The following is a 19,353-nucleotide window of genomic DNA, read 5'->3' on the forward strand; positions in this document are numbered from 1 at the left end:
CGACAACCTGACGATCGCTTCGATGAGATCGTCGATATAGGTGAAGTCACGGCTCATATTGCCTTCGCCGTAGATCTCGATCGGCTGGCCTTCGAGCATGTTCTTGGTGAATTTGAACAGCGCCATATCGGGCCGGCCCCACGGACCGTAAACGGTGAAGAAGCGAAAGGCCGTCGTCGGGATCTTGTGCAGATGGGAATAGCTGTGCGCCATCAGTTCCATCGACTTCTTCGTTGCCGCATAGATGGTCAAGGGCTCGTCGGCGCGATCAGTCTCGTGGAAGGGGACGGTCGCGTTTGCGCCATAGATCGACGATGTTGAGGCCAGCATCAGATGGCGGACTTCGACCCGTCGGGCGATTTCCATGATGTTCCAGGAGCCTTCGACATTCGAATGTATATAGGCTTCGGGATTCTCCAAACTGTAGCGGACCCCGGCTTGTGCCGCGAGGTGGATCAGAATGTCAGGCTTGGCCGCGGAGACTGCCGCCTCCAGTGCCGGGCGGTCCTCAAGCATTGATATGACAGGCCGGAAGGCCGGAAACTGGGAGAGCGCGGCGTGACGCATCTCCTTGAGCTTGACGTTGTAATAGGGAGTGAGGCCATCGAAGCCCGTCACCTCGTGCCCTTCCTGCAGCAGGCGCCTGGCAAGATGAAAACCGATAAAGCCGGCAGTGCCTGTAATGAAGTAGCGCATTCCCACCTTTTCTCGGCTCCCTCCCGACGGCAAAAAGCCGATTCCGTATCAAGTGGTCCCACTTACAGGATAAAAAGAGGGCGAGTCGATAGGTTTTGACAGATAAGGTCTGAGCGCTGCCGCTGCCGTTTGTTTTCAACGTCATGTTGCGTTGCACCATGAGGATCGTCATGTTATGGCCGGCTCGTCGTCTGCGATCGGAACCAAGGATCGATGAGAAACATAATTTATTGGGTTCTCTCGGCGTTTCTGACCTTGGCCATCGCGATCGTGTCGCTGCGCTATGTCACGAACTTCTGGCTGCTATCCTTCATCTACAGCTTTCAGATCCACCTCGGCGCTGCATTCGTCGCCGCCAGCCTCGTTATCCTGGCCGTCAGAAGACATGTTTACGGCTTTGCCCTTCTGCTCGCCGCGCTGCTTCTCACCGCGCACGGCATTGTCATGCTGAAGGAATTTGGCGAGGATAGCAGGGAGACGGGAACGGCGCCGCTTTTCCGTCTGATGTCGTTCAACGTCGCGATCGACAACTGGAAAAATTCGACCGCCATCGCCGACATGGTGATCGCTTCGAATGCCGATGTCGTGAATCTGATGGAAGCCAAGCCGCTGACATTCCATCTGCAGCGATTGTTCAAGGTCTATCCCTACCACATCGGCTGTGACCACGGCAAAGACAGCTGCGATACGCTGGTGCTGTCAAAACGCCCCTTCGTGACCCGGCAGGTCGCGAGCATTGGCAGCTTGAGAAAAGACAGGCTGGTCGCAGCGGGAGTCGCTTTCGGCGGGCAAACCGTCAATTTCGTATCAGCGCACCTGACCAAACCCTATTACGACGATTACCAGGCCGAAGAATTGGAGGATCTCGACAAGGCGCTTGACTCGCTCTCTGGGCCTCTGGTGCTGTCCGGCGATTTCAATTCGTCATCGATTGCCCCCGCCATTCAGGCATTCCTGCGCAGGCAGAAGCTGAAGACTGTGGCGCCGGAACCGACGACATGGCCGATCGCCTTCGGCCGGTTCGGGATCGCCATCGATCACATATTCGCACGCGCTCCGCTTCATCTGACGTCGCTGAAGCGTCTCGACGACAATCTCGGCTCCAACCATTCAGGCCTGATCGCCGAATTCGTTCTGGATAGCGATGGCGGAACTGCGCCGGCACGATAACCGCTGACGACCCGGTCGAAATCAGAATCTGGTTCGCCCGCCCTTCCGGTCGATCATCTGAAAATTCTTGCCGTCGGTCTTCACGCTGACGCAATCGGTCGACTTGTCGGGAAACCGGACGCACACCTGACCATTCTCGATCTTGTAGCCATTCTCGTTGCCCTCGCGATACTCGTAGCCATTGCTGGCTTCTTTCAGCTCCGAGGTGCCGGGCAGATGCTGGCGAATTTCCGCTTCGCTTGCGGCTCGCATGTTCGCCGTTTGGGCATAGGCCATTGCCGGTAGCACGATTGAAAGAAATCCGGCGAGGGCGGGCAGGGTACGCATCAGAAGACATCTCCTGTCAGGTCTGTCGGCACATTCATTCTACGTGAATGCCGGGAGGGAATTCAACAGGGACGTTGGTCATACGGAAGCGCTGGCGGAGCTGGTCCGCCGGCCGTTCCGGCGCCTGCTTTAGGTTCTTCCGAATTCGTCGACGATGCGAATGATATCGTCCTCGCCGAGATAGGAGCCTGTCTGGACTTCGATGAGCTCGAGGACGATTTTGCCGGGGTTGGCGAGGCGATGAACTTCGCCTAGCGGGATATAGACGCTTTCGTTCTCGCGCAACATCTGCACCTTGTCGCCAATCGTTACCTCAGCCGTTCCCTTGACGACGACCCAGTGCTCGGAGCGATGGTGGTGTTTCTGCAGTGAAAGTTTCTTGCCCGGCGTGACGAAAATCCGCTTCACCTGGAAGCGATCGCCGTTGAAGATGGAGGTGTAGCCGCCCCACGGTCGGTAAGAGGTCGGATGGGTTTCGGTGAATTTTGCCGTCGCCGAGGAGGAGGCCAGCATCTTGACCAATTGCCCGACATTCTGGCTGTCCTTGAGCGGTCCGACATAAACGGCGTCCTCGCTCGCGATGACGGCGACATCCTCCATGCCTTGGACGGCAAGGTGCACGCCATGGGTCATGACGAGGGAGTTGCGGGTATTGACGACAGTCGTGTTGGCAGCGGCGACATTGCCGTTATCGTCGCGTTTGCCGGATTTCCATACAGCATCCCAGCTTCCCATGTCCGACCAGCGGAATGGCGAGGGGACGACTGCCGCCTTCGAAGTCTTTTCCATGATCGCATAATCGATCGATATATCGGGGCTCTTGGCGAAATGGTCAGCGTCGAGGCGGGTAAAATCGAGGTCGCGGCTTGCCTTTGAAACAGCCTTGCTTGCAGCCTTCAGCACCTCGGGCGCATATTCCTGCAACTCGGCAAGAAGTTCGTTGACCGGGAACATGAAGATGCCCGAGTTCCAGTAGAAGCCGCCCTCGGCGAGCATCCGCTGGGCTTCCTCCAATGCCGGCTTCTCGACGAAGCGACTCACCTTGTGAGCACCGTTTTCGAGTGCATCGCCGATTTCTATGTAGCCATAACCTGTCGCCGGCTCGATCGGGTTGATGCCGAAGGTGACGAGGCTGCCGCCAGCAGCGGCCTTGCGGGCGATGCCGATGCAGTCGAAATAGCTGTTGTCGGCGAGGATCTCGTGGTCCGAGGCGAGCATTTGGATGATGGTGTCCTTGCCGAAGAGGTCCGCGGCAAGTGTTGCGGCGGCAGCGACCGCCGCGGCCGTATTGCGTGCGACCGGTTCGAGCAAGACAGCGGCGAGCGGGATGGCGAGCTCGCGCGCCTGCTCGGCGACCAGAAAGCGGAACTCCTCGTTGGTGACGACGATCGGGGCCTCATAGAGACCGGAATCGGAAACACGTTCGAGCGTTGCCTGAAACAGCGTCTTGTCGCCCACGAACTGGATGAATTGTTTCGGGGCGGTGGCACGGGAAAGCGGCCAGAGCCGCGTGCCTTTGCCGCCGGCCATGATCACGGGAACGATTTTCTGCGTCATAGGCGGGTTCCTTGAAATAAACGGCTCATTCGTTGCATGTTAGCGGGCGGCTGCCCACCCCCTTATTCTGTCGAGCCCGGCGTGCAGCAGGTCGAGGGCTGCGGATTCGCTCCCGGCTTCCACGTAACAGCGCATCTCCGGCGCATTGCCGGATGGGCGGAAATGGATGATTCGGCCATCCCTCAGCGTCACCCGAAGCCCATCGATATCGGATATCGTCGCTACCGCGCCAATGGGCTGCAGGAAAGAGGCGAGATTTTCATCCGAGCCACGCAGATATTCCATCAGCGCGGCGCTCGTCTCCACCGGGAAATTCTCCAGGCGATCGGCGGCGGCGAAGGGCAGCTCATAGGAGGCGGCAATGGCAGAGAGCGGCTGTCGGCGAGCGGCCGCGAGCGACAGGATCGCGAGCATGGGAATAAAACAATCACGCGTCGGCAGGGCGCGCAGGTTCTGCCCATCGATATGGAAAGTGGTAGCGGTCAGCAAGCCGCCATTGGCTTCAAAGCCCATGACGCGATCGTCACCGGCCGCCACGGCCTCTTCCATGCCTGATATGACGAAGGGAGAGCCGACACGGGTGCGCTTGACGGCGAAGGAGCCTGCGGCCTCGATGCCGGAATTGGAGGTGACGGGTGTCACCACTGTGCGGGCTCCCAAGAAATTGGCTGCCACGAGGCCGAGAAGGTCGCCGCGCAACGGCATACCGGTTTCATCCGCGACAAGCGGGCGGTCGCCGTCGCCATCGGTCGAAACGATCGCGTCGAGTTTGTGCTTGGATACCCAGCGTCTCATCAGCGTGATCGTCTCGCCGGACACGGCTTCGGTGTCGACAGGAATGAAACTTTCCGACCGGCCGAGAGCGATGATCTCGGCACCGTAATGGGTGAGAACGTCAACCATCAGGTCGCGGGCGACGGTGCTGTGCTGGTAGACGCCGATCTTCAAGCCGGACAGCGCGCCTTGTGGAAGCAGGCCGGCATTACGATCGAAAAAGAGCTGCCGGCAGATTGCCTCATGCTCCTCCATCTTGGCCGGCGCCTCGATGGGCGCTTCGCCGCTTCGCTCGATCTCGGCTGCCTCTGCAGTAATCGCTGCCTCGTCCGATTTATCGATTTCACCGTCCGGGCGATAGAATTTGATGCCGTTGCGGTCCGCAGGAATGTGCGAGCCGGTGACCATCAGGCACGCTGCCTTGCGTTCGAGGCCATAAAGAGCAAGGGCCGGAGTGGGCACATTGCCGCAATCGAAGATCCGGAAGCCGAGCGCCGTCAGCGCACCGGCACAATTTGCCGAGATTTCAGGGCTTGAATCGCGAAAGTCGCGTCCGATCAGGATAACGTCGCCGCTCTGCGCCTTGCCGCTCTGCAGCAGATATTTGCCGAATGCGGTGGCGTAGAGGGCGGAGGCGCGCCCCTTGAGATCGACTGAAAGTCCGCGAAGGCCGCTCGTGCCAAATTTCATGTGAAGACATGCCCCCGATTGCCACCATAAGGTTCTACTCACCCCGCCACTCGGCGTAAATACCGAAGCGGCCATATAGTAAACACGGACGATGACGTCTCGAACAAGCTCTGCTGCTTGCTGCGAGGTCTCGATGGGTCGAGCCGCGGCGAGACCAACAGGCATTGCGACGCCAGCCTATTTTGTTAGAACCGTGTGTCCATTGTTTCGTCTTATGCTGAAGGGTTTTCTGATGAGCGATACATCCGTCAGTCTCGATGAGAGCTGGAAGGCCGCGCTGGCGGGGGAGTTTTCAAGTCCCTATATGCAACAGCTCAAATCCTTCCTCGTCGCTCAAAAGCAGGTCGGCAAGCGGATCTTTCCGAAGGGGAGCGAATATTTCCGCGCTCTTGATCTGACGCCGATCGCCAACGTCAAGGCCGTCATCCTCGGCCAGGATCCCTATCACGGGCTTGGGCAGGCACATGGATTATGCTTCAGTGTCCGGCCCGGCGTGCGCGTACCGCCCTCACTGGTCAATATCTACAAGGAGATGGAGACGGATCTCGGCATAACACCGGCGCGCCACGGTTTTCTCGAACATTGGGCAAGGCAGGGCGTGCTCCTGTTGAACAGCGTGCTGACTGTCGAAGAAGGGCAGGCGGCCGCCCATCAGGGGAAGGGGTGGGAGCGTTTCACCGATGCGGTTATCCGCAAGGTCAATGACGAATGCGAATCCGTCGTCTTCATGCTCTGGGGTTCCTATGCCCAGCGCAAGGCCGGCTTTGTCGATCCAGCGCGGCATCTGGTTCTCAGGGCGCCGCATCCCTCGCCGCTTTCGGCCCATAACGGCTTCTTTGGCTGCAAGCATTTTTCCAGGGCGAATGCTTTCCTCCAGTCCCGCGGGCGAGCGCCGATCGACTGGCAATTGCCGGCAGATCCTCACGGCGCCTGAGGTGAACATGAATTGATCTTCGTTCACTAAAAGGAGACAATGCGTTTTGGTCTAGAGGTCTATTCCGGAGGCTGGGCCAGGCGCATCTATGATCCATCACAAGCCCGCGAACGGCGGGCGAGAAAGGGGTCTCACATGCTCGATCAGATCAAGGGTCTACACCACGTCACGTCGATGGCGGAGGATGCCCGCACCAACAATCAGTTTTTCACCCATGCGCTCGGCCTGCGTCGCGTCAAGAAGACTGTCAATTTTGATGCGCCAGACGTCTATCACCTCTACTACGGTGATGAGACCGGGGCACCCGGCACGATCATGACCTATTTCCCGTTCCCGAAGATGGCGCAGGGCCGTCCCGGCACCGGTGAGGTAGGCACGACCGCATTTTCCGTCCCGCATGGCTCACTCAGCTTCTGGAGCGACCGCTTCGCCACGCTCGGTGTCGGCGGACTGAAAGCCGAGGAAAGCTTCGGCGAAAAGCGTCTGAACTTCTCCGGCCCGGATGGGGACGGCTTTGCGCTCGTGGAAGTCAAGGACGATGGACGCCAGCCGTGGACGCATGGCGGCATCAGCGAGGATCACGCTATTCGCGGCTTCCACTCCGTTGCCATGCGGCTGAGGGATGAAGGTGCCACGGCCGAACTGCTGAAGTTCATGGGCTACGACGTCGCCGAGGAACGGGACGGGGTCAAACGGCTTGTCAGACCGGACGGCAACGGCGCGCATCTCATCGACCTCGAAACCATGCCGAACATTGCCCGCTCGCTTCCCGGCGCCGGCTCCGTCCACCATGTCGCCTTTGCCGTCGAAAACCGCGAAAAGCAGCTCGAAGTGCGCAAGGCGCTGATGGACACAGGCTATCAGGTGACGCCGGTGATCGACCGAGATTATTTCTGGGCGATCTATTTCCGCACGCCGGGGGGTGTCTTGTTCGAGGTCGCGACCAATGAGCCCGGCTTCGACCGCGATGAAGACACGGCCCATCTTGGCGAAGCGCTGAAACTTCCGCCGCAGCACTCTCACCTTCGCGCCTTGCTCGAGCAGCATCTGCAGCCGCTCGAAGCTTAGGGAGGACGATATGCTCGAAATGGGATATGTGCACCGACTGCATGCCGGCGCACCTGACAAACCTGTTCTGCTCGTGCTGCACGGTACTGGCGGCGATGAAAACCAGTTCTTCGATTTCGGCCGTCGGCTGCTGCCCGAAGCAACGATTCTTTCGCCGCGCGGCGACGTTTCCGAACATGGCGCCGCCCGATTTTTCCGTCGCACCGGGGAAGGGGTCTACGACATGTGCGACCTGTCGCGGGCGACGGAGAAGATGGCGGCCTACGTCCAGTCTTTTGCCGACGAATACCAGGCTTCGCAAATTCTCGGCCTGGGTTTCTCGAACGGCGCAAATATCCTTGCCAATGTGCTCATCGAAAAGGGTGTCTTCGACGCCGCGGTTTTGATGCATCCGCTCATTCCGTTTCAGCCCGAAGCCCATTCGTCGCTAGCGGGAAGAAAGGTGCTGGTTACGGCCGGACGGCGGGATCCGATCGCTCCGGTCGCTATGACCGAGGCGCTCTCTGCGCACCTGGAGGGCCGCGGCGCGGAGGTCAGGACGGTCTGGCATCCCGGCGGCCACGAGATCGCCCCGCTTGAGATCGATGCGGTTCGCGAGCTCCTCGGCAATTATTGACGCGTGCGGGGCGATGGCCAAGACGTTGAGCGGGACCGGTCAACACCGGTCCCGCCCCATTGCTGGAACGACGATTAAATCGCCGTTGATTGGCTAGATATCCAAGAGGTCTCGGTTCTTCAGAGACGTTCGCACTTAATTCCGATGTGCGGTCGTCAGACCGCCGGACAGCCTGCGCGGCAGCTATGGGCGAAGAGGATATTTGCCCCTTATTGCCTTCATATAAAAATTCCCCGGTGATTCCGCCATCGTCAAACCGACGACGACCCCTTTGGGGACACCTTCATATTCTCGCCTCTGACCGTTCGTCAGATAGACCCGTAGATGCCGGCTGTCTTCGTCGTAGCTGATCGCCTCGATAAGTTTCGAATCAACCGCAGTTTCCACTTTGCACCCCGCAATTTCTGGATCTGAGATTCTTGATCAAGAATGGTCATTCACGCTCGCAACGCGCCATCTTTAAGTGGCGTCGCAAGCCCGTCAAGCATGATCTGCTTTAACGTTCATTTTTTCCTGGGGCCTCTCGCTTTAGTTGATTTATACAGCTTTTTCGGAGCTTTCACCTGTGGAAAGTCTAAGGTCTTCAGTTCTTCCAGGCGGGGCAATAATGGGTGATGCAGCTAAGGAAGAGAGAATTGCAACAATAAACGCAGGCTTAACCGGAGATTAACCACTTTTCATTAGGATACAGCTTTAATATTCATCGCGCTAACTCCTCAACTATGGATAAGTATGAAGCGCCGTCCGTTGCGATGGGCAATATTGTCTTTGCCGAGGTGCTGCTTTATTCGCGCATCGCCCTTCAGTGGCTCCATTTTGGACCGTTCTGGCGCTTCGCGCCCTGGTGAACACCGCGAAGGAGGCTCTTGCGCTTTCGATCAGGAGCTACAAGGATGGACAATCCTCATTGCTTGATGTGTTGAACCCACAGCGTTCGGTCCGCCACCGCCAAGGTGAGCCTGGCGCAGGCGGTTCAGCAAACGGCGAAGGAATATGTCGTTCTGAATGTGGCAATAGGTTTCGGCTAGGATGTCGACGCCGCGATCAGGCCAACTTCTTATGGACAGTGAGCTTCGCGCCGTTGCAGCGATGGATGAGAAATGGGTCAACCCGCCACTCGGTCGGGTCTCATAAATGGGTTAAATGTTTGATTATCTAGGACCGTGGCGACAACTGGCTGGCAACCGTAAGAAGCGCGCTCGGCTGACATTTGCCGAGGGCGACTTCGCCGCGGTCTATGCAATGAGCGATGTTCACGGATGTTATACCGAACTCGTCGAGGCGCATCGCCGTATCGTGGAGGATGCAGCGCGCATTCCAGGGCCGAAACTCATCGTCATGCTCGGCGATTATGTCGATCGTGGACCGGATTCGAGTGCGGTTCTGGAGTTCCTGAGCAAGAATCCGCCGCCCGGATTTCAGCGGTTGGTCCTTTGCGGCAATCACGATGCGGAACTCGCGAAGCTCTATCGCAAACCGGCGGGTCTTCTCGAATGGCTGGGTTTTGCCGGGACGGAGACGCTGCACTCATATGGTATCGATATCGAGCATCTCCTGCAGTCGGCGGGAAACGAAACGATCACTCGCGTGATACGCAACATGATACCCGAGCGGCATATCCAGTTCCTGGAATCGCTGCCGATCATGCTGCGGATGGGTAGGGTGGTGTTTGTGCATGCAGGCGTCAGACCCGGAATCGATCTCAAAAAACAGAAAGACAGCGACCTCATGTGGATCCGCCAGCCCTTCCTCGACGAAGGACCCCAGCTTCCTGTCCTCGTGATCCACGGACATACGCCCGGTCGAGCCCCGACATTCGGTCCGCAGCGCATCGGCATCGACACCGCGGTTTCGGCGACGGGCCGGCTGACCGTGCTGACGATCAAGGGGACGCGGGTGGGGCTTCTTTAGAGGTTCCTTTTAGGCGTCCGACGTACGGCGCTCTAACGCTATCAATCCACGCATCGTGCTTTCCGAAAAGCGATCCCGAAACACGAGCCGACGCGCTGGGCAAAGAGAGCGTTCATCGAAAAAGTGCTTCGATTTCGGCGGCACGCTCCAAAACAAACGCCGCGGGATTCATGCCCGCGGCGTCAGAACGTTCACATATTTGCCAGGCGCTATCAGGCGTCCTGGTAAAGATTGGTACCGATACCGGTATAGATAAAGCCGTGTTTGCGGATTTCGTCGCTGCGGTAGATGTTGCGCAGATCGACCAAAACCGGAGCGCGCATCGACTGCTTCAGGCGATTGAAATCGAGCGCGCGGAACTGATTCCATTCGGTGACGATGACGAGGGCATCGGCGCCAGCGGCGGCTTCGTAAGGGCCGTTCGCGTATTCGATGTTCTCGATCACCTTGCGGGCATTTTCCATGCCTTCCGGATCGTAGCCGACCACCTGAGCGCCGTTGTCCTGCAGCGTCTGGATGATGGCGATGGCCGGGCTGTCGCGCATGTCGTCAGTGTTCGGCTTGAAGGTCAGTCCGAGGATGGCGATCTTCTTGCCGCGAATGTCTCCGCCGACCGCCGAAATGACCTTCCGTCCCATTGCGCGCTTGCGGTTGTCGTTGATTGAGATCGTCGTCTCGATCAGACGGATCGGGGCGTCGTGATCCTGCGCGGTCTTGGCAAGGGCAAGCGTGTCCTTCGGGAAGCACGAGCCGCCGTAACCCGGACCTGCATGCAGGAACTTCGAGCCAATACGACCGTCGAGGCCGATACCGCGCGAGACGTCCTGGACGTTTGCGTCGACCCGCTCGCAGAGATCGGCGATCTCGTTGATGAAGGTGATCTTCATCGCAAGAAAGGCGTTAGCGGCATATTTGATCAGTTCGGAGGTGCGGCGGGTGGTGAAAACCAGCGGAGCCTGATTGAGGTAAAGGGGACGATAGACTTCGGTCATGGCCTCGCGTGCCCGGTCGTCGTTCAGGCCGACGACGATACGGTCGGGACGCTTGAAATCTTCGATCGCAGCACCTTCGCGCAGGAACTCGGGGTTGGAAACGACGGCGATATCCGCTGCAGGATTGGTTTCCCGCATGATACGCTCGACCTCATCGCCGGTGCCGACCGGCACCGTCGATTTGGTGACGATGACCGTGAAGCCTTCCACATAGGTGGCAATCTCGCGCGCAGCCGCGTAGACGTAGGAGAGGTCGGCATGGCCGTCGCCGCGCCGGGACGGCGTGCCGACCGCGATGAACACGACGTCGGCGCCACGAACGCTTTCGCCGACATCCGTCGAAAACGACAGACGGCCGGTGCTGGTGTTTTCGGCGACCAGCTGATCGAGACCTGGCTCGTAGATCGGAATGCGGCCTTCGCGAAGGGCCTCGATCTTGCTCAGATCCTTATCGACGCAGATGACGTCGTGGCCGAAATCCGCAAAGCAAACGCCTGAAACGAGGCCTACATAGCCTGATCCAATCATCGTGATGCGCATATTTCCCTCAAATCATTAGAGTAGAACGTCATGCTGCGTCGCAGCATGGCGTTCGTCATACTGAATCTGGGCCAAAAGACAATATCGAAGATCGCTTGATACCCACATCGGAAGTCGTAATCGAGGTGCCTCTGCTCGTTGCCGGCTACCCCCTCGACAGCAAAAACATAGGTTTGTGTGCGCGATATGACAAGTCGAGCCGTTCGTCAGAGCCGGCTCGACTTCAATTCCGGAGTGGGACGTATTGCTCTTTGGGCTGCCTGGGTTGCTACAGACGGTACCAGACGTAGGGATCCGTTCCCGATTGGATCTTGTCCCAGCGCAGATCTGTATCGCGCCAGTTCTTGATGCTGCTTTGCCGGTTGTCGAGCACCAGGTCGCCCTTGTCGGTTCTGACCACGAGGACCGCATGTCCTTCACCGGAGGGTGTATACGCCGTTGCGATTCGCAAAGCGCGCGACGACCAGCCCATCGCGATCAGCCGGCTGCGCTTGGTCAATGCGAAATCCTCGCAGTCGCCGCTGCGCACATTCACCTTCCAGACGTCGCCGTTCAGTTCGTTGCGGGGATCGCTCCGGCCGACAATCGTTCGGTTGACGGCGCTGTTCACATTCTTCAGCTGCAGCATTTCCTCGTCCGTCAGCGCGACGACGGCCGAACCGTTATTGTCGCGGCACTCGGCCGGATTCTGTGCGCAGAACAACACCTGGGCGAAGGGCGGAATGATCTTGCTTTTTTCAGAGATATAACTGACCGCCGAATTGCTGTTCAGTTCGCGGGCAAGACCTGAGGGGCTGGCGGCGAATGCCGAACAGGCATTGCCTGCCGCAACAGCCAGTGCCAGAAGTGTAACAAAGGTTTTCTTCATCTCTTAAATCCCCGTCAGGGCAACCGATCAAGATCAGGCTTGCCTTTTGGCACAGTCAATGGCATGGCGATTTTAACGATCCGCCAAGTATAGGGCACAGAACGTCTATCCCGTTTCTGCCTTTGAAGGAGCATAATCGGGGCTTGTCTCGATCGGCTTAAGCCATTCGAGACAATTTTAAACGATGTGGAATTCTGTTGCACTTTAACACGCAAGGGCTTGGTATGCAACTTATGTTAGTACGAGTATATTAACCGTGGTGGTTGTAATTCTCGCGGTGCTGCTGCTGGTAAGTGAAGTCAAATGTTATCCAACCTCATCAACAGGCAGGTCTTGCGGGAGGTTGTTCTCCTTGCCTTCATCGGCCTGGTGATATTGACGCTCGTTCCCTTCGGAAGCGTCACGCCATTTCCATTCGCCTTCGCCGCGATCGGAATGTTTACTCTCGCCGTCCTTTCGGGATTGCTGTTCGCGCAGCCGAGACAAAGCAGGAGGGTGTTCAACATCGCCTTGTCTTTACTCGTCGTGCTGACGAGCTGGATGTTTATCCAGACGATCGAACTGCCGGCTCATTGGCTGGCAAACCCTGCCTGGGGCGCTGCGCGGGATCTGGCTGGCGTCCGATATGCGGCGATTTCCGTCGAACCGGCCGATACGCTTGCCTCGATACTGTGGGTGGCTCTGCCTTTCGTGACGTTTCTGACCGGCCTGATCTTGTGCGATACCGACCAACGAGCGCGGAAAGTGCTGGCCAGCCTGGGGCTAACCGCGGGCATCATCGCCGTTTTCGGTCTGCTGCAATTTTCGATGTTTCCCAATATCCTGATCGTCATCGAAAAACACGCCTACCTCGACAGCCTCACGGCCGTCTTCGTCAACCGCAATACCGCCGCGACCTTCCTCGGGATGGGAACGTTGCTCATGCTGACGCTGGTTAGGGACATTGCCCGTTCCTATTCGACCCACCCGCCTGGCGAACCTGGCCGAAACCTTCTGCTGTTGAGAACGTGGATCTACATTCTGCTTCTGTGCTCATGTTTCACCGCGTTGATGTTGAGCCGATCACGCGCCGGAATATTTGCGACCTTTGTTGCCGCGCTCATCTATTTTCCCTGGCTTGTCATCAATTGGAACAGCTCGAGGCGATATTTAACACCGGCGCCGAGGTGGCGCTCGGTATTGAAGTTTCTCTCGGCGGTCATTTTCGTCGTCCTGTTGCTGAGCATGTTTGCAGGGCAGGCGATTTTGCGCGCGCAGGAACGCCGGCTCCAGGACGATGATCGTTTCTGTATTCTGCCGGGCATATGGCGTGCCATTTCGGATCATTGGTTAACCGGGACGGGCCTTGGAACCTTCCGCACGGTGTTTTCTCCCTACCGCGATCCGGCCTGCGGCATCTTCGGAATTTTTGACCGTGCACATAATTTCTACCTCGAAGGATTTCTGGGCCTGGGAGTTATGTTTCCGGTTGCGGCATTTCTTACTTTCGCAGTGCTTGCGAAGGTTTTCCGGCGCGGGCTCTCCGACAGGCGGCGCCTGCGACACTATGTGCTCCTCGGCATAGCCGGGACGGTTCTGGTCGCCCTGCATGCCGCGGTCGACTTCTCGCTGCAAATCCCTGGTTTCGCGGTATTTTTCTCCGCATTCTTGAGCGCCGTCGTTGCGATCAGCCTCGGCCGCAGCCACGGCGCAACGGATCGCCAATATGGGTGACCGGACCGCACATAAAGGTTTAAATGAATGGAATTTATGAAGGTTTTTCGAAAATGCCGATTGATTGAGGGCTGCGGGTTGACTCTTAAACGCAAGAAATTTTATAGCGGACCCAGCCTTTAGATTATTGCCGGCGTCAGAGAGCCGGGCTGAGGCCGTTCGTTTGCTGAGAGGCTCGGCGTTGCCGGGCTGCCACAGTTAGAGAATCATAAACGGCATTCGGTAATTATTGATCAGGGATTGTCTTGTAATTTGTCCGATTGCGGAGCAGTAGCTTCAAGGGCGTCAACACGGGTTATTCTATGGGTTGTTTTCCTGTCGGTAGTACACGCGTCGCCATTGTTGTAGCGCTAACGAGTATATTGGCAAGCTGCACGTCCTTGCCAAGATCCGGTCCCGATCACAAAGATGTTGATCGAGGGGCGGCGGTGAAGGTAACAACGAAGGAGCGTCGCGTCGGTATCGACTACGCCCTGATCGATCTCAGCAAGAACGTCCTGCCGCACTTTACCGCTGCACAGCCTAGCTCCTTCAAGGGCTTTGGCGGTGGTCGTGGCGGGGTGCCCGAGATTCCGCTTGGTTATGGCGACGTCGTCCAGGTCGCGATCTTCGAAGCTCAATCCGGCGGTCTCTTCATTCCCTCCGACGCCGGCAGCCGTCCTGGCAATTATATCTCCCTGCCGGAGCAGACCATCGATAGAAACGGAACGATCACGATCCCCTATGCGGGTCGCGTGCCGGCTGCCGGTCGCCTGAAGGAGACCGTCGAGCAGGACGTCGAGGATCGTCTGGCGAGCCGCGCAATCGAGCCGCAGGTGGTTATCACCACGACGACCAGCCGCTCCAGTCAGGTGGCCGTGCTCGGCGACGTCAACAATCCTCAGCGCATTCAAGTCAGCCCCGCCGGTGAGCGCGTTCTTGATGTCATCTCCGCCGCGGGTGGTTTGACGACCAACAATATCGAAACGAATGTGACGCTGCAGCGCCGCGGCAGGACGGCAACCGTCGCCTACAATACGCTGTTGAAAAACCCGGCGGAGAATATCTATGTCGCGCCGGACGATACGATCTCGGTCGATCATGAGCGCCGCACTTATCTCGCGCTCGGCGCCGCCGGCGTTAGCGGCCGGTTCGATTTCGAAGAGTCGGACCTGACCCTCGGCGAGGCGATCGCCAAGGCGGGCGGCCTGCGTGACGACCGTGCGGATCCGGCCCAGGTCCTGCTCTATCGTCTTGTCCCGAAGAAGACGGTTGCAGCGATGCATGTGGATACGACGAGGTTTGCGGGCGATACGGTTCCGGTGATTATCCGCGCCAATCTCCGTGATCCCGCAACCCTGTTCGCCGCTCAGCAGTTCAAGATGGAAGACAAGGATATTATCTATATTTCCAATTCGGACTCTATCGAATTGGTCAAGTTCCTTGACATCGTAAACTCGGTATCGTCCACTGTTGCCGGCGTGACGGACGACGCACGCGATACCCGCAGTGCGGTGCGAGAGCTCGGGCGATAATTGGGGAATAGCCGGCGCCGATTGCGAATGATCGGCACCGGCGGCCTGTTTTCGATAGTGGATTTGATGAAGGAAGCCACTTATGGCAAGGTTTAGTGTTGATCGTAAACTTGCATATGGCGGAATTGCCGCGGCAATGTTTGTCGGCATGACTTCGAGCGCCTTTGCGGCTGCTTGCCTGGGGCCTGCAAATCTCACACCCGTCGACGTCAGCGGATTCACTGCCAATCCCGCCGTACTGCTCGACATGTCCGATCCGCTCGTTTTGTCATCACGTGTTCGAGCGTTGGTGGGGAGCAGCAACGACGCCCTGCTGCCGGCGATCGAGCAGGCCAAGAAGGCCAGCGCTACGCAGATGGCGGCGATCGGATCCGGTCTTGGGCGAGCCGCAAACAGTTGCCAGGTCTCGGACCCCCAGTTCAAACTGGCGATCGAAAAAGCTGTTGCCGAGGCGGCCAGTGCCGATCCCAATCTTGTGCCGCTGCTGACAGCCTTTGCAAAAGTTCTCGCTGAAGGCGCGACCGCGGCGCTTGGTGCGAGCACAGCTGGGCCTGCCGCAGCATCCGGTATCGGCAACACTGGCTCAATCGGGCAGACAGGGCCGGGGGCGGATGACGGTACGCAGTTTGATGGCAGCGCCACGACTGCCGGCACGCTGAGAGTTTCGGATGCTGGCGACGAGGACAGCTCGTCCACGAGTTCGACGACCTCGACGACGATTGCCATCAGCACGGGAGGAGCGGGGCAGTCGTCCTCTGAAACGACGGAGTCGACGAGTCAGAGCGTCCCCGTCACACAATAGCTGGAATTGCCTGTAGATCTTAGCGCTTGACGCCTTTGTTGGAGATCGAAATTGCTGTCGCCAGATAAACTTACGCCGCGTATCGACGCTTCCCGCGATACGGGAAACGAAGCTGATTTCATCGATTTCGACAAGCTCATCGCAATCGTCCGTCGGCAGTGGCGGATCGTAGCGGTGTGCGCTTTCGCCTTTGCCATTCTTGGCGTCGTCTATGTTCTGACTGCGGTGCCGGTCTACACAGCCGAGACCAAAGTGCTGATCGACCGCAGCGACAATCAGATGATCAATCAGCTGGCGGCTTTCGGCCAGCTGGACGATGACGAGGGCACGGTCCTCAGCCAGGTCGAGCTGTTGAAGTCCGACACGATCGCCTATGCGGTGGTCGACAAGCTGAAGCTTGTCGACGATCCGGTGTTCACGGCACAGAAAAACTCGCTTTTTTCCGTCGCAACGCTGAAATCTCTGCTGAATTTTCGCTCCTGGTTTGCCGATGACGGGGCCGTTGCCCCCGATCCGGAACTGAAACGGCGATGGGCTGCGGAAACCGTCGCCGGAAATATCGATGTCGAGCGTGTCGGCAAATCCTACGTCCTCGACGTCACCTATACCTCGCAGTCGCCGGATCTGGCGCGTGAAATCGCCGCCGCCATCGCCGATGTTTATCTGGTCGATAAGCTCAATTCAAAATATGACGCGACACGCCGGGCCGGCGAATGGCTGCAGGAGCGCATCGAAGAACTCCGGCAGCAGGCGCTGGATACCGACCTTGCAGTGCAGAAATTCCGGAGCGAGCATGGACTCGTCGAGGCAGGATCGGGCAACCTGCTGAGTGAGCAGCAGCTTTCCGAACTGAACAGCCAGTTGATCAAGGCTCAGGCGGAAACGGCGCAGGCCGAAGCGAAATATACCCGCATCAAGTCGATTATCGAAGCCAAGCAGACCGACGCTATCGTCACCGATGTGCTTGATAGCTCGATTTCAAACGATCTTCGCAAGAAATATCTGGAAGCTTCCAAGCTTGAGGCCGAAATCGAAGCGCGGCTTGGTCCGGACCACGTCCAGGCAGTCCGGCTTCGCGCGGAAATGGCGGAATACGAACGGCTCATGTTCGATGAACTGAATCGGATCGCCGAGAGCTATCAGAGCGAACTGACGGTTGCGCAGTCCCGCGAAAAATCGCTGCGTGACAGCGTTGATAAGGCGACGGGCGTGGCCGCAACGGCGGGTGAGACGCAGGTACAGCTGCGCGAGCTCGAGCGGACGCGGGATACTTACAAGAATCTCTATCAGAGCTTCCTGGCCCGCTATCAAGAAGCGATCCAGCAGCAGAGCTTCCCGATTACCGCCGCACGTATCATCACGACTGCGGAGACGCCGACGAAGCCGAGTGCACCGAAAAGAAGCCTCGTCATCGCTTTCGCCATGTTCCTGGGATGCGCGTTCGGTAGCGGCATTGGAGCTTTCCGTGAGTTCCGCGATCGCTTCTTCCGTACAGGTGACGATGTCAGGGATATGCTCGACGTCGAATCTCTGGGCGTCATGCCGCTGATTGAGAACAACGTCGAGGATCCGACGCTCGTCGATCCGGGGAATCCGCGAAGCATCGCCAGGGGCGGCAAGACCACGACTTATGTCGAGGAGCATCCGCTGTCCGCATTCGCCGAGACGCTTCGTAGCGCAAAAATCGCGATCGATATCAGTGCGTCCGACCAGCGCTGCAAGGTGATCGGTGTGGTGTCGAGCTTGCCCGGTGAAGGCAAATCGACGACGGCTATCAATTTTGCCAAGCTTTTGGCGATGCAAGGCGCACGGTGCCTGCTTATCGACGGCGATATGCGCAATCCGGGAGCGACGCGGGCCATCGGGCGCCACGCGGAAGCCGGCTTGCTTGAAGCAATCGTGGACAACCGTCCGCTGAAGGATCTCATTCTCCTCGACCCCAAGACAAAGCTTGCGTTCTTACCGACCGTGGCGCGATATCGCGTTCCGCATTCGTCGGAGCTGCTCGCGTCGCGCGGTATGGATCAGCTTCTGGAAATCGCGCGTCAAAGTTTCGATTACATCATCGTCGACTTGCCTCCTCTGGCTCCGGTGGTGGATGCACGCGCCATTAACCCGAAGCTTGACGCGGTCGTGTTCGTGATCGAGTGGGGCAAGACATCGCGGAAGGTGGTTCAATCGACACTGTTGTCGGAGCCGGATCTCTATACCAAGTGCGTCGGCGCCATATTGACCAAGGTTGATCCGGCGCAGATGAAGCTTTACCGGACGTTCGGTTCGAGCGAATATTATTATAAGCGGTATTCGCGGTATTACACTGAAAGCTGATGCTCGGCGTCCTCTCAGTTTCGCCGACGAGAATCGTTTTCCTTATCGTCGCCGTGATCTTTACGGTGCTGGCCGGCCGGGAGCTCTATGCTTCGATAAGGACGGCCAGCATATCGATCGTTGCCGAAAGGATCGAGCGCGGCGAAACCGTTTCGAATGATCTCGCGGCCAGATATGCGGCGCGAACCATCGAGGTGGTCGACGGACGCTACTGCCGATCTGACATTGTCGCCGCCGGTGTTACGCTCGTTCTGGCGCAGCTTGATCGACAGAACGTCAATATCAACTACGAGGCCTGGGTTGCTGCGGCCTCGGATGCCCGCCGCTATCTCCAACATGCGCTCTCGTGCATGCCGACAAACAGCAATTTCTGGCTTCGACTTGCCGCAGTTCAGGCTGCAATTGCCGAGGAGCCGCTTCAGGTCGCAGGCATGATGAAACGTTCGGTTGCCCTCGCGCCCTACGACGAGTCGATCATTCTGACCCGCTTCTATTTCTGGAACGATCTCACCCGTGCAACGCTTTCAGCTGCGAGCAGCGCGGTTGATAGCGACCTTACGACGATGCTGAAACGCGGCGACCGCTGCAGGGTCAATGCCACGATAAAAGCGGTCAGCCCGCAGCTCCGCCCGGTCTTCGATCGGATCTGGGCGAGTGTTGGGGAAGGAGCCACGGCGCGGTTTCGACAGCGCTGTAGCCGGTGATTACCGTGCTTTCAGCATTGGGATTTCCAGCGGCCGACGAGTTCACCCTCCCAATCAGGAGCGCAGAGAGCTCCCGCGGTCAGCGGTGGCTTCAAAGAGAGCTGTGTGGCCAGACTGAAGGCGGACGCGTTGACGATGCAGCACCGGTT

The 19,353-nt window shown here is 58.2% G+C and carries 16 protein-coding genes and 2 pseudogenes; 11 read left to right on the plus strand and 7 right to left on the minus strand.

Going from position 1 to position 19,353, the window contains the following annotated elements; translation table 11 throughout:
- The coding region (locus GA0061105_RS27980; RefSeq protein ID WP_141130240.1) for an NAD-dependent epimerase/dehydratase family protein at nt 1-696 on the minus strand (696 nt) is incomplete at its 3' end.
- A 213-nt stretch (nt 697-909) separates the two neighbouring features.
- Between GA0061105_RS27980 and GA0061105_RS27985 the strand changes: the two genes are divergently transcribed.
- Entirely contained in the window at nt 910-1,866 is a 957-nt protein-coding gene (locus GA0061105_RS27985) for an endonuclease/exonuclease/phosphatase family protein (protein ID WP_092754118.1), read from the plus strand.
- 21 nt (nt 1,867-1,887) lie between these two features.
- Here GA0061105_RS27985 and GA0061105_RS27990 read toward each other — a convergent pair whose 3' ends face one another.
- The 3 genes from GA0061105_RS27990 to GA0061105_RS33110 all read right to left on the minus strand — a co-directional run bounded on the left by GA0061105_RS27990 (nt 1,888) and on the right by GA0061105_RS33110 (nt 5,214).
- Entirely contained in the window at nt 1,888-2,193 is a 306-nt protein-coding gene (locus GA0061105_RS27990; protein WP_064695432.1) for a hypothetical protein, read from the minus strand.
- Nucleotides 2,194-2,322: 129 nt separating this feature from the next.
- Entirely contained in the window at nt 2,323-3,750 is a 1,428-nt protein-coding gene (locus GA0061105_RS33105; RefSeq protein WP_208601710.1) for a mannose-1-phosphate guanylyltransferase/mannose-6-phosphate isomerase, read from the minus strand.
- 39 nt (nt 3,751-3,789) lie between these two features.
- The gene (locus GA0061105_RS33110) at nt 3,790-5,214 is read right to left on the minus strand and encodes a phosphomannomutase (RefSeq protein WP_208601711.1); all 1,425 of its coding nucleotides are present in this window, start codon (nt 5,212-5,214) and stop codon (nt 3,790-3,792) included.
- Between the two features lie 232 nt (nt 5,215-5,446).
- Here GA0061105_RS33110 and ung point away from each other — a divergent pair, with 232 nt between their 5' ends.
- The 3 genes from ung (at nt 5,447) to GA0061105_RS28010 (ending at nt 7,832) form a co-directional block, all read left to right on the plus strand.
- Complete coding sequence (ung, locus tag GA0061105_RS28000) at nt 5,447-6,148, plus strand: uracil-DNA glycosylase (RefSeq protein ID WP_092754121.1); 702 nt, start codon at nt 5,447-5,449, stop codon at nt 6,146-6,148.
- A gap of 135 nt (nt 6,149-6,283) precedes the next feature.
- On the plus strand, nt 6,284-7,216 hold the full coding sequence (locus tag GA0061105_RS28005) for a VOC family protein (protein WP_092754124.1): 933 nt from the start codon (nt 6,284-6,286) through the stop codon (nt 7,214-7,216).
- Between the two features lie 10 nt (nt 7,217-7,226).
- The gene (locus GA0061105_RS28010) at nt 7,227-7,832 is read left to right on the plus strand and encodes an alpha/beta hydrolase (RefSeq protein WP_092754127.1); all 606 of its coding nucleotides are present in this window, start codon (nt 7,227-7,229) and stop codon (nt 7,830-7,832) included.
- A 183-nt stretch (nt 7,833-8,015) separates the two neighbouring features.
- On the opposite strand, the pseudogene GA0061105_RS28015 reads toward GA0061105_RS28010, so the two are convergent.
- Nucleotides 8,016-8,259: pseudogene (locus GA0061105_RS28015) on the minus strand (KTSC domain-containing protein).
- A 393-nt stretch (nt 8,260-8,652) separates the two neighbouring features.
- Here GA0061105_RS28015 and GA0061105_RS33595 point away from each other — a divergent pair.
- A pseudogene (locus tag GA0061105_RS33595) lies at nt 8,653-8,860 on the plus strand (TolC family protein); the annotation flags it as partial.
- A 115-nt stretch (nt 8,861-8,975) separates the two neighbouring features.
- A complete protein-coding gene (locus GA0061105_RS28025; RefSeq protein ID WP_092754133.1) occupies nt 8,976-9,743 on the plus strand; it encodes a metallophosphoesterase in 768 nt (255 codons plus the stop codon).
- A 212-nt stretch (nt 9,744-9,955) separates the two neighbouring features.
- Here the strand turns inward: GA0061105_RS28025 and GA0061105_RS28030 are convergent, their stop codons facing one another.
- Complete coding sequence (locus tag GA0061105_RS28030; protein WP_064695425.1) at nt 9,956-11,275, minus strand: UDP-glucose dehydrogenase family protein; 1,320 nt, start codon at nt 11,273-11,275, stop codon at nt 9,956-9,958.
- 268 nt (nt 11,276-11,543) lie between these two features.
- Nucleotides 11,544-12,143 carry a transglutaminase-like cysteine peptidase gene (locus tag GA0061105_RS28035; RefSeq protein WP_064695424.1) on the minus strand — a complete coding sequence of 200 codons (600 nt, stop codon included), beginning with the start codon at nt 12,141-12,143 and terminating at the stop codon, nt 11,544-11,546.
- Between the two features lie 303 nt (nt 12,144-12,446).
- Here GA0061105_RS28035 and GA0061105_RS28040 point away from each other — a divergent pair, with 303 nt between their 5' ends.
- The 5 genes from GA0061105_RS28040 to GA0061105_RS28060 all read left to right on the plus strand — a co-directional run bounded on the left by GA0061105_RS28040 (nt 12,447) and on the right by GA0061105_RS28060 (nt 19,204).
- Complete coding sequence (locus tag GA0061105_RS28040; protein WP_092754136.1) at nt 12,447-13,856, plus strand: O-antigen ligase family protein; 1,410 nt, start codon at nt 12,447-12,449, stop codon at nt 13,854-13,856.
- Between the two features lie 302 nt (nt 13,857-14,158).
- Nucleotides 14,159-15,370: an SLBB domain-containing protein gene (locus GA0061105_RS28045; RefSeq protein WP_092754139.1), complete on the plus strand. Its 1,212-nt coding sequence runs from the start codon at nt 14,159-14,161 to the stop codon at nt 15,368-15,370.
- Nucleotides 15,371-15,452: 82 nt separating this feature from the next.
- The gene (locus tag GA0061105_RS28050) at nt 15,453-16,172 is read left to right on the plus strand and encodes a sugar transporter (RefSeq protein WP_092754142.1); all 720 of its coding nucleotides are present in this window, start codon (nt 15,453-15,455) and stop codon (nt 16,170-16,172) included.
- Nucleotides 16,173-16,223: 51 nt separating this feature from the next.
- Nucleotides 16,224-18,500 (plus strand): polysaccharide biosynthesis tyrosine autokinase, encoded by a 2,277-nt coding sequence (locus GA0061105_RS28055; protein ID WP_064695420.1) that lies wholly within the window; start codon nt 16,224-16,226, stop codon nt 18,498-18,500.
- Entirely contained in the window at nt 18,500-19,204 is a 705-nt protein-coding gene (locus GA0061105_RS28060) for a hypothetical protein (RefSeq protein WP_092754145.1), read from the plus strand. The genes GA0061105_RS28055 and GA0061105_RS28060 overlap by 1 nt, the downstream gene beginning before the upstream one ends.
- The last annotated feature ends 149 nt before the right edge of the window (nt 19,205-19,353 follow it).

Source organism: Rhizobium aethiopicum (assembly GCF_900094625.1).
GTDB lineage: Bacteria > Pseudomonadota > Alphaproteobacteria > Rhizobiales > Rhizobiaceae > Rhizobium > Rhizobium aethiopicum.

What these genes read in the sequence shown, in the direction of transcription:
- GA0061105_RS27985 (WP_092754118.1), top strand. Translation starts at nt 910, where the DNA reads ATGAGAAACATAATTTATTGGGTTCTCTCGGCGTTTCTGACCTTGGCC.
- GA0061105_RS27990 (WP_064695432.1), bottom strand. Translation starts at nt 2,193, where the DNA reads ATGCGTACCCTGCCCGCCCTCGCCGGATTTCTTTCAATCGTGCTACCG.
- GA0061105_RS33105 (WP_208601710.1), bottom strand. Translation starts at nt 3,750, where the DNA reads ATGACGCAGAAAATCGTTCCCGTGATCATGGCCGGCGGCAAAGGCACG.
- GA0061105_RS33110 (WP_208601711.1), bottom strand. Translation starts at nt 5,214, where the DNA reads ATGAAATTTGGCACGAGCGGCCTTCGCGGACTTTCAGTCGATCTCAAG.
- ung (WP_092754121.1), top strand. Translation starts at nt 5,447, where the DNA reads ATGAGCGATACATCCGTCAGTCTCGATGAGAGCTGGAAGGCCGCGCTG.
- GA0061105_RS28005 (WP_092754124.1), top strand. Translation starts at nt 6,284, where the DNA reads ATGCTCGATCAGATCAAGGGTCTACACCACGTCACGTCGATGGCGGAG.
- GA0061105_RS28010 (WP_092754127.1), top strand. Translation starts at nt 7,227, where the DNA reads ATGCTCGAAATGGGATATGTGCACCGACTGCATGCCGGCGCACCTGAC.
- GA0061105_RS28025 (WP_092754133.1), top strand. Translation starts at nt 8,976, where the DNA reads ATGTTTGATTATCTAGGACCGTGGCGACAACTGGCTGGCAACCGTAAG.
- GA0061105_RS28030 (WP_064695425.1), bottom strand. Translation starts at nt 11,275, where the DNA reads ATGCGCATCACGATGATTGGATCAGGCTATGTAGGCCTCGTTTCAGGC.
- GA0061105_RS28035 (WP_064695424.1), bottom strand. Translation starts at nt 12,143, where the DNA reads ATGAAGAAAACCTTTGTTACACTTCTGGCACTGGCTGTTGCGGCAGGC.
- GA0061105_RS28040 (WP_092754136.1), top strand. Translation starts at nt 12,447, where the DNA reads ATGTTATCCAACCTCATCAACAGGCAGGTCTTGCGGGAGGTTGTTCTC.
- GA0061105_RS28045 (WP_092754139.1), top strand. Translation starts at nt 14,159, where the DNA reads ATGGGTTGTTTTCCTGTCGGTAGTACACGCGTCGCCATTGTTGTAGCG.
- GA0061105_RS28050 (WP_092754142.1), top strand. Translation starts at nt 15,453, where the DNA reads ATGGCAAGGTTTAGTGTTGATCGTAAACTTGCATATGGCGGAATTGCC.
- GA0061105_RS28060 (WP_092754145.1), top strand. Translation starts at nt 18,500, where the DNA reads ATGCTCGGCGTCCTCTCAGTTTCGCCGACGAGAATCGTTTTCCTTATC.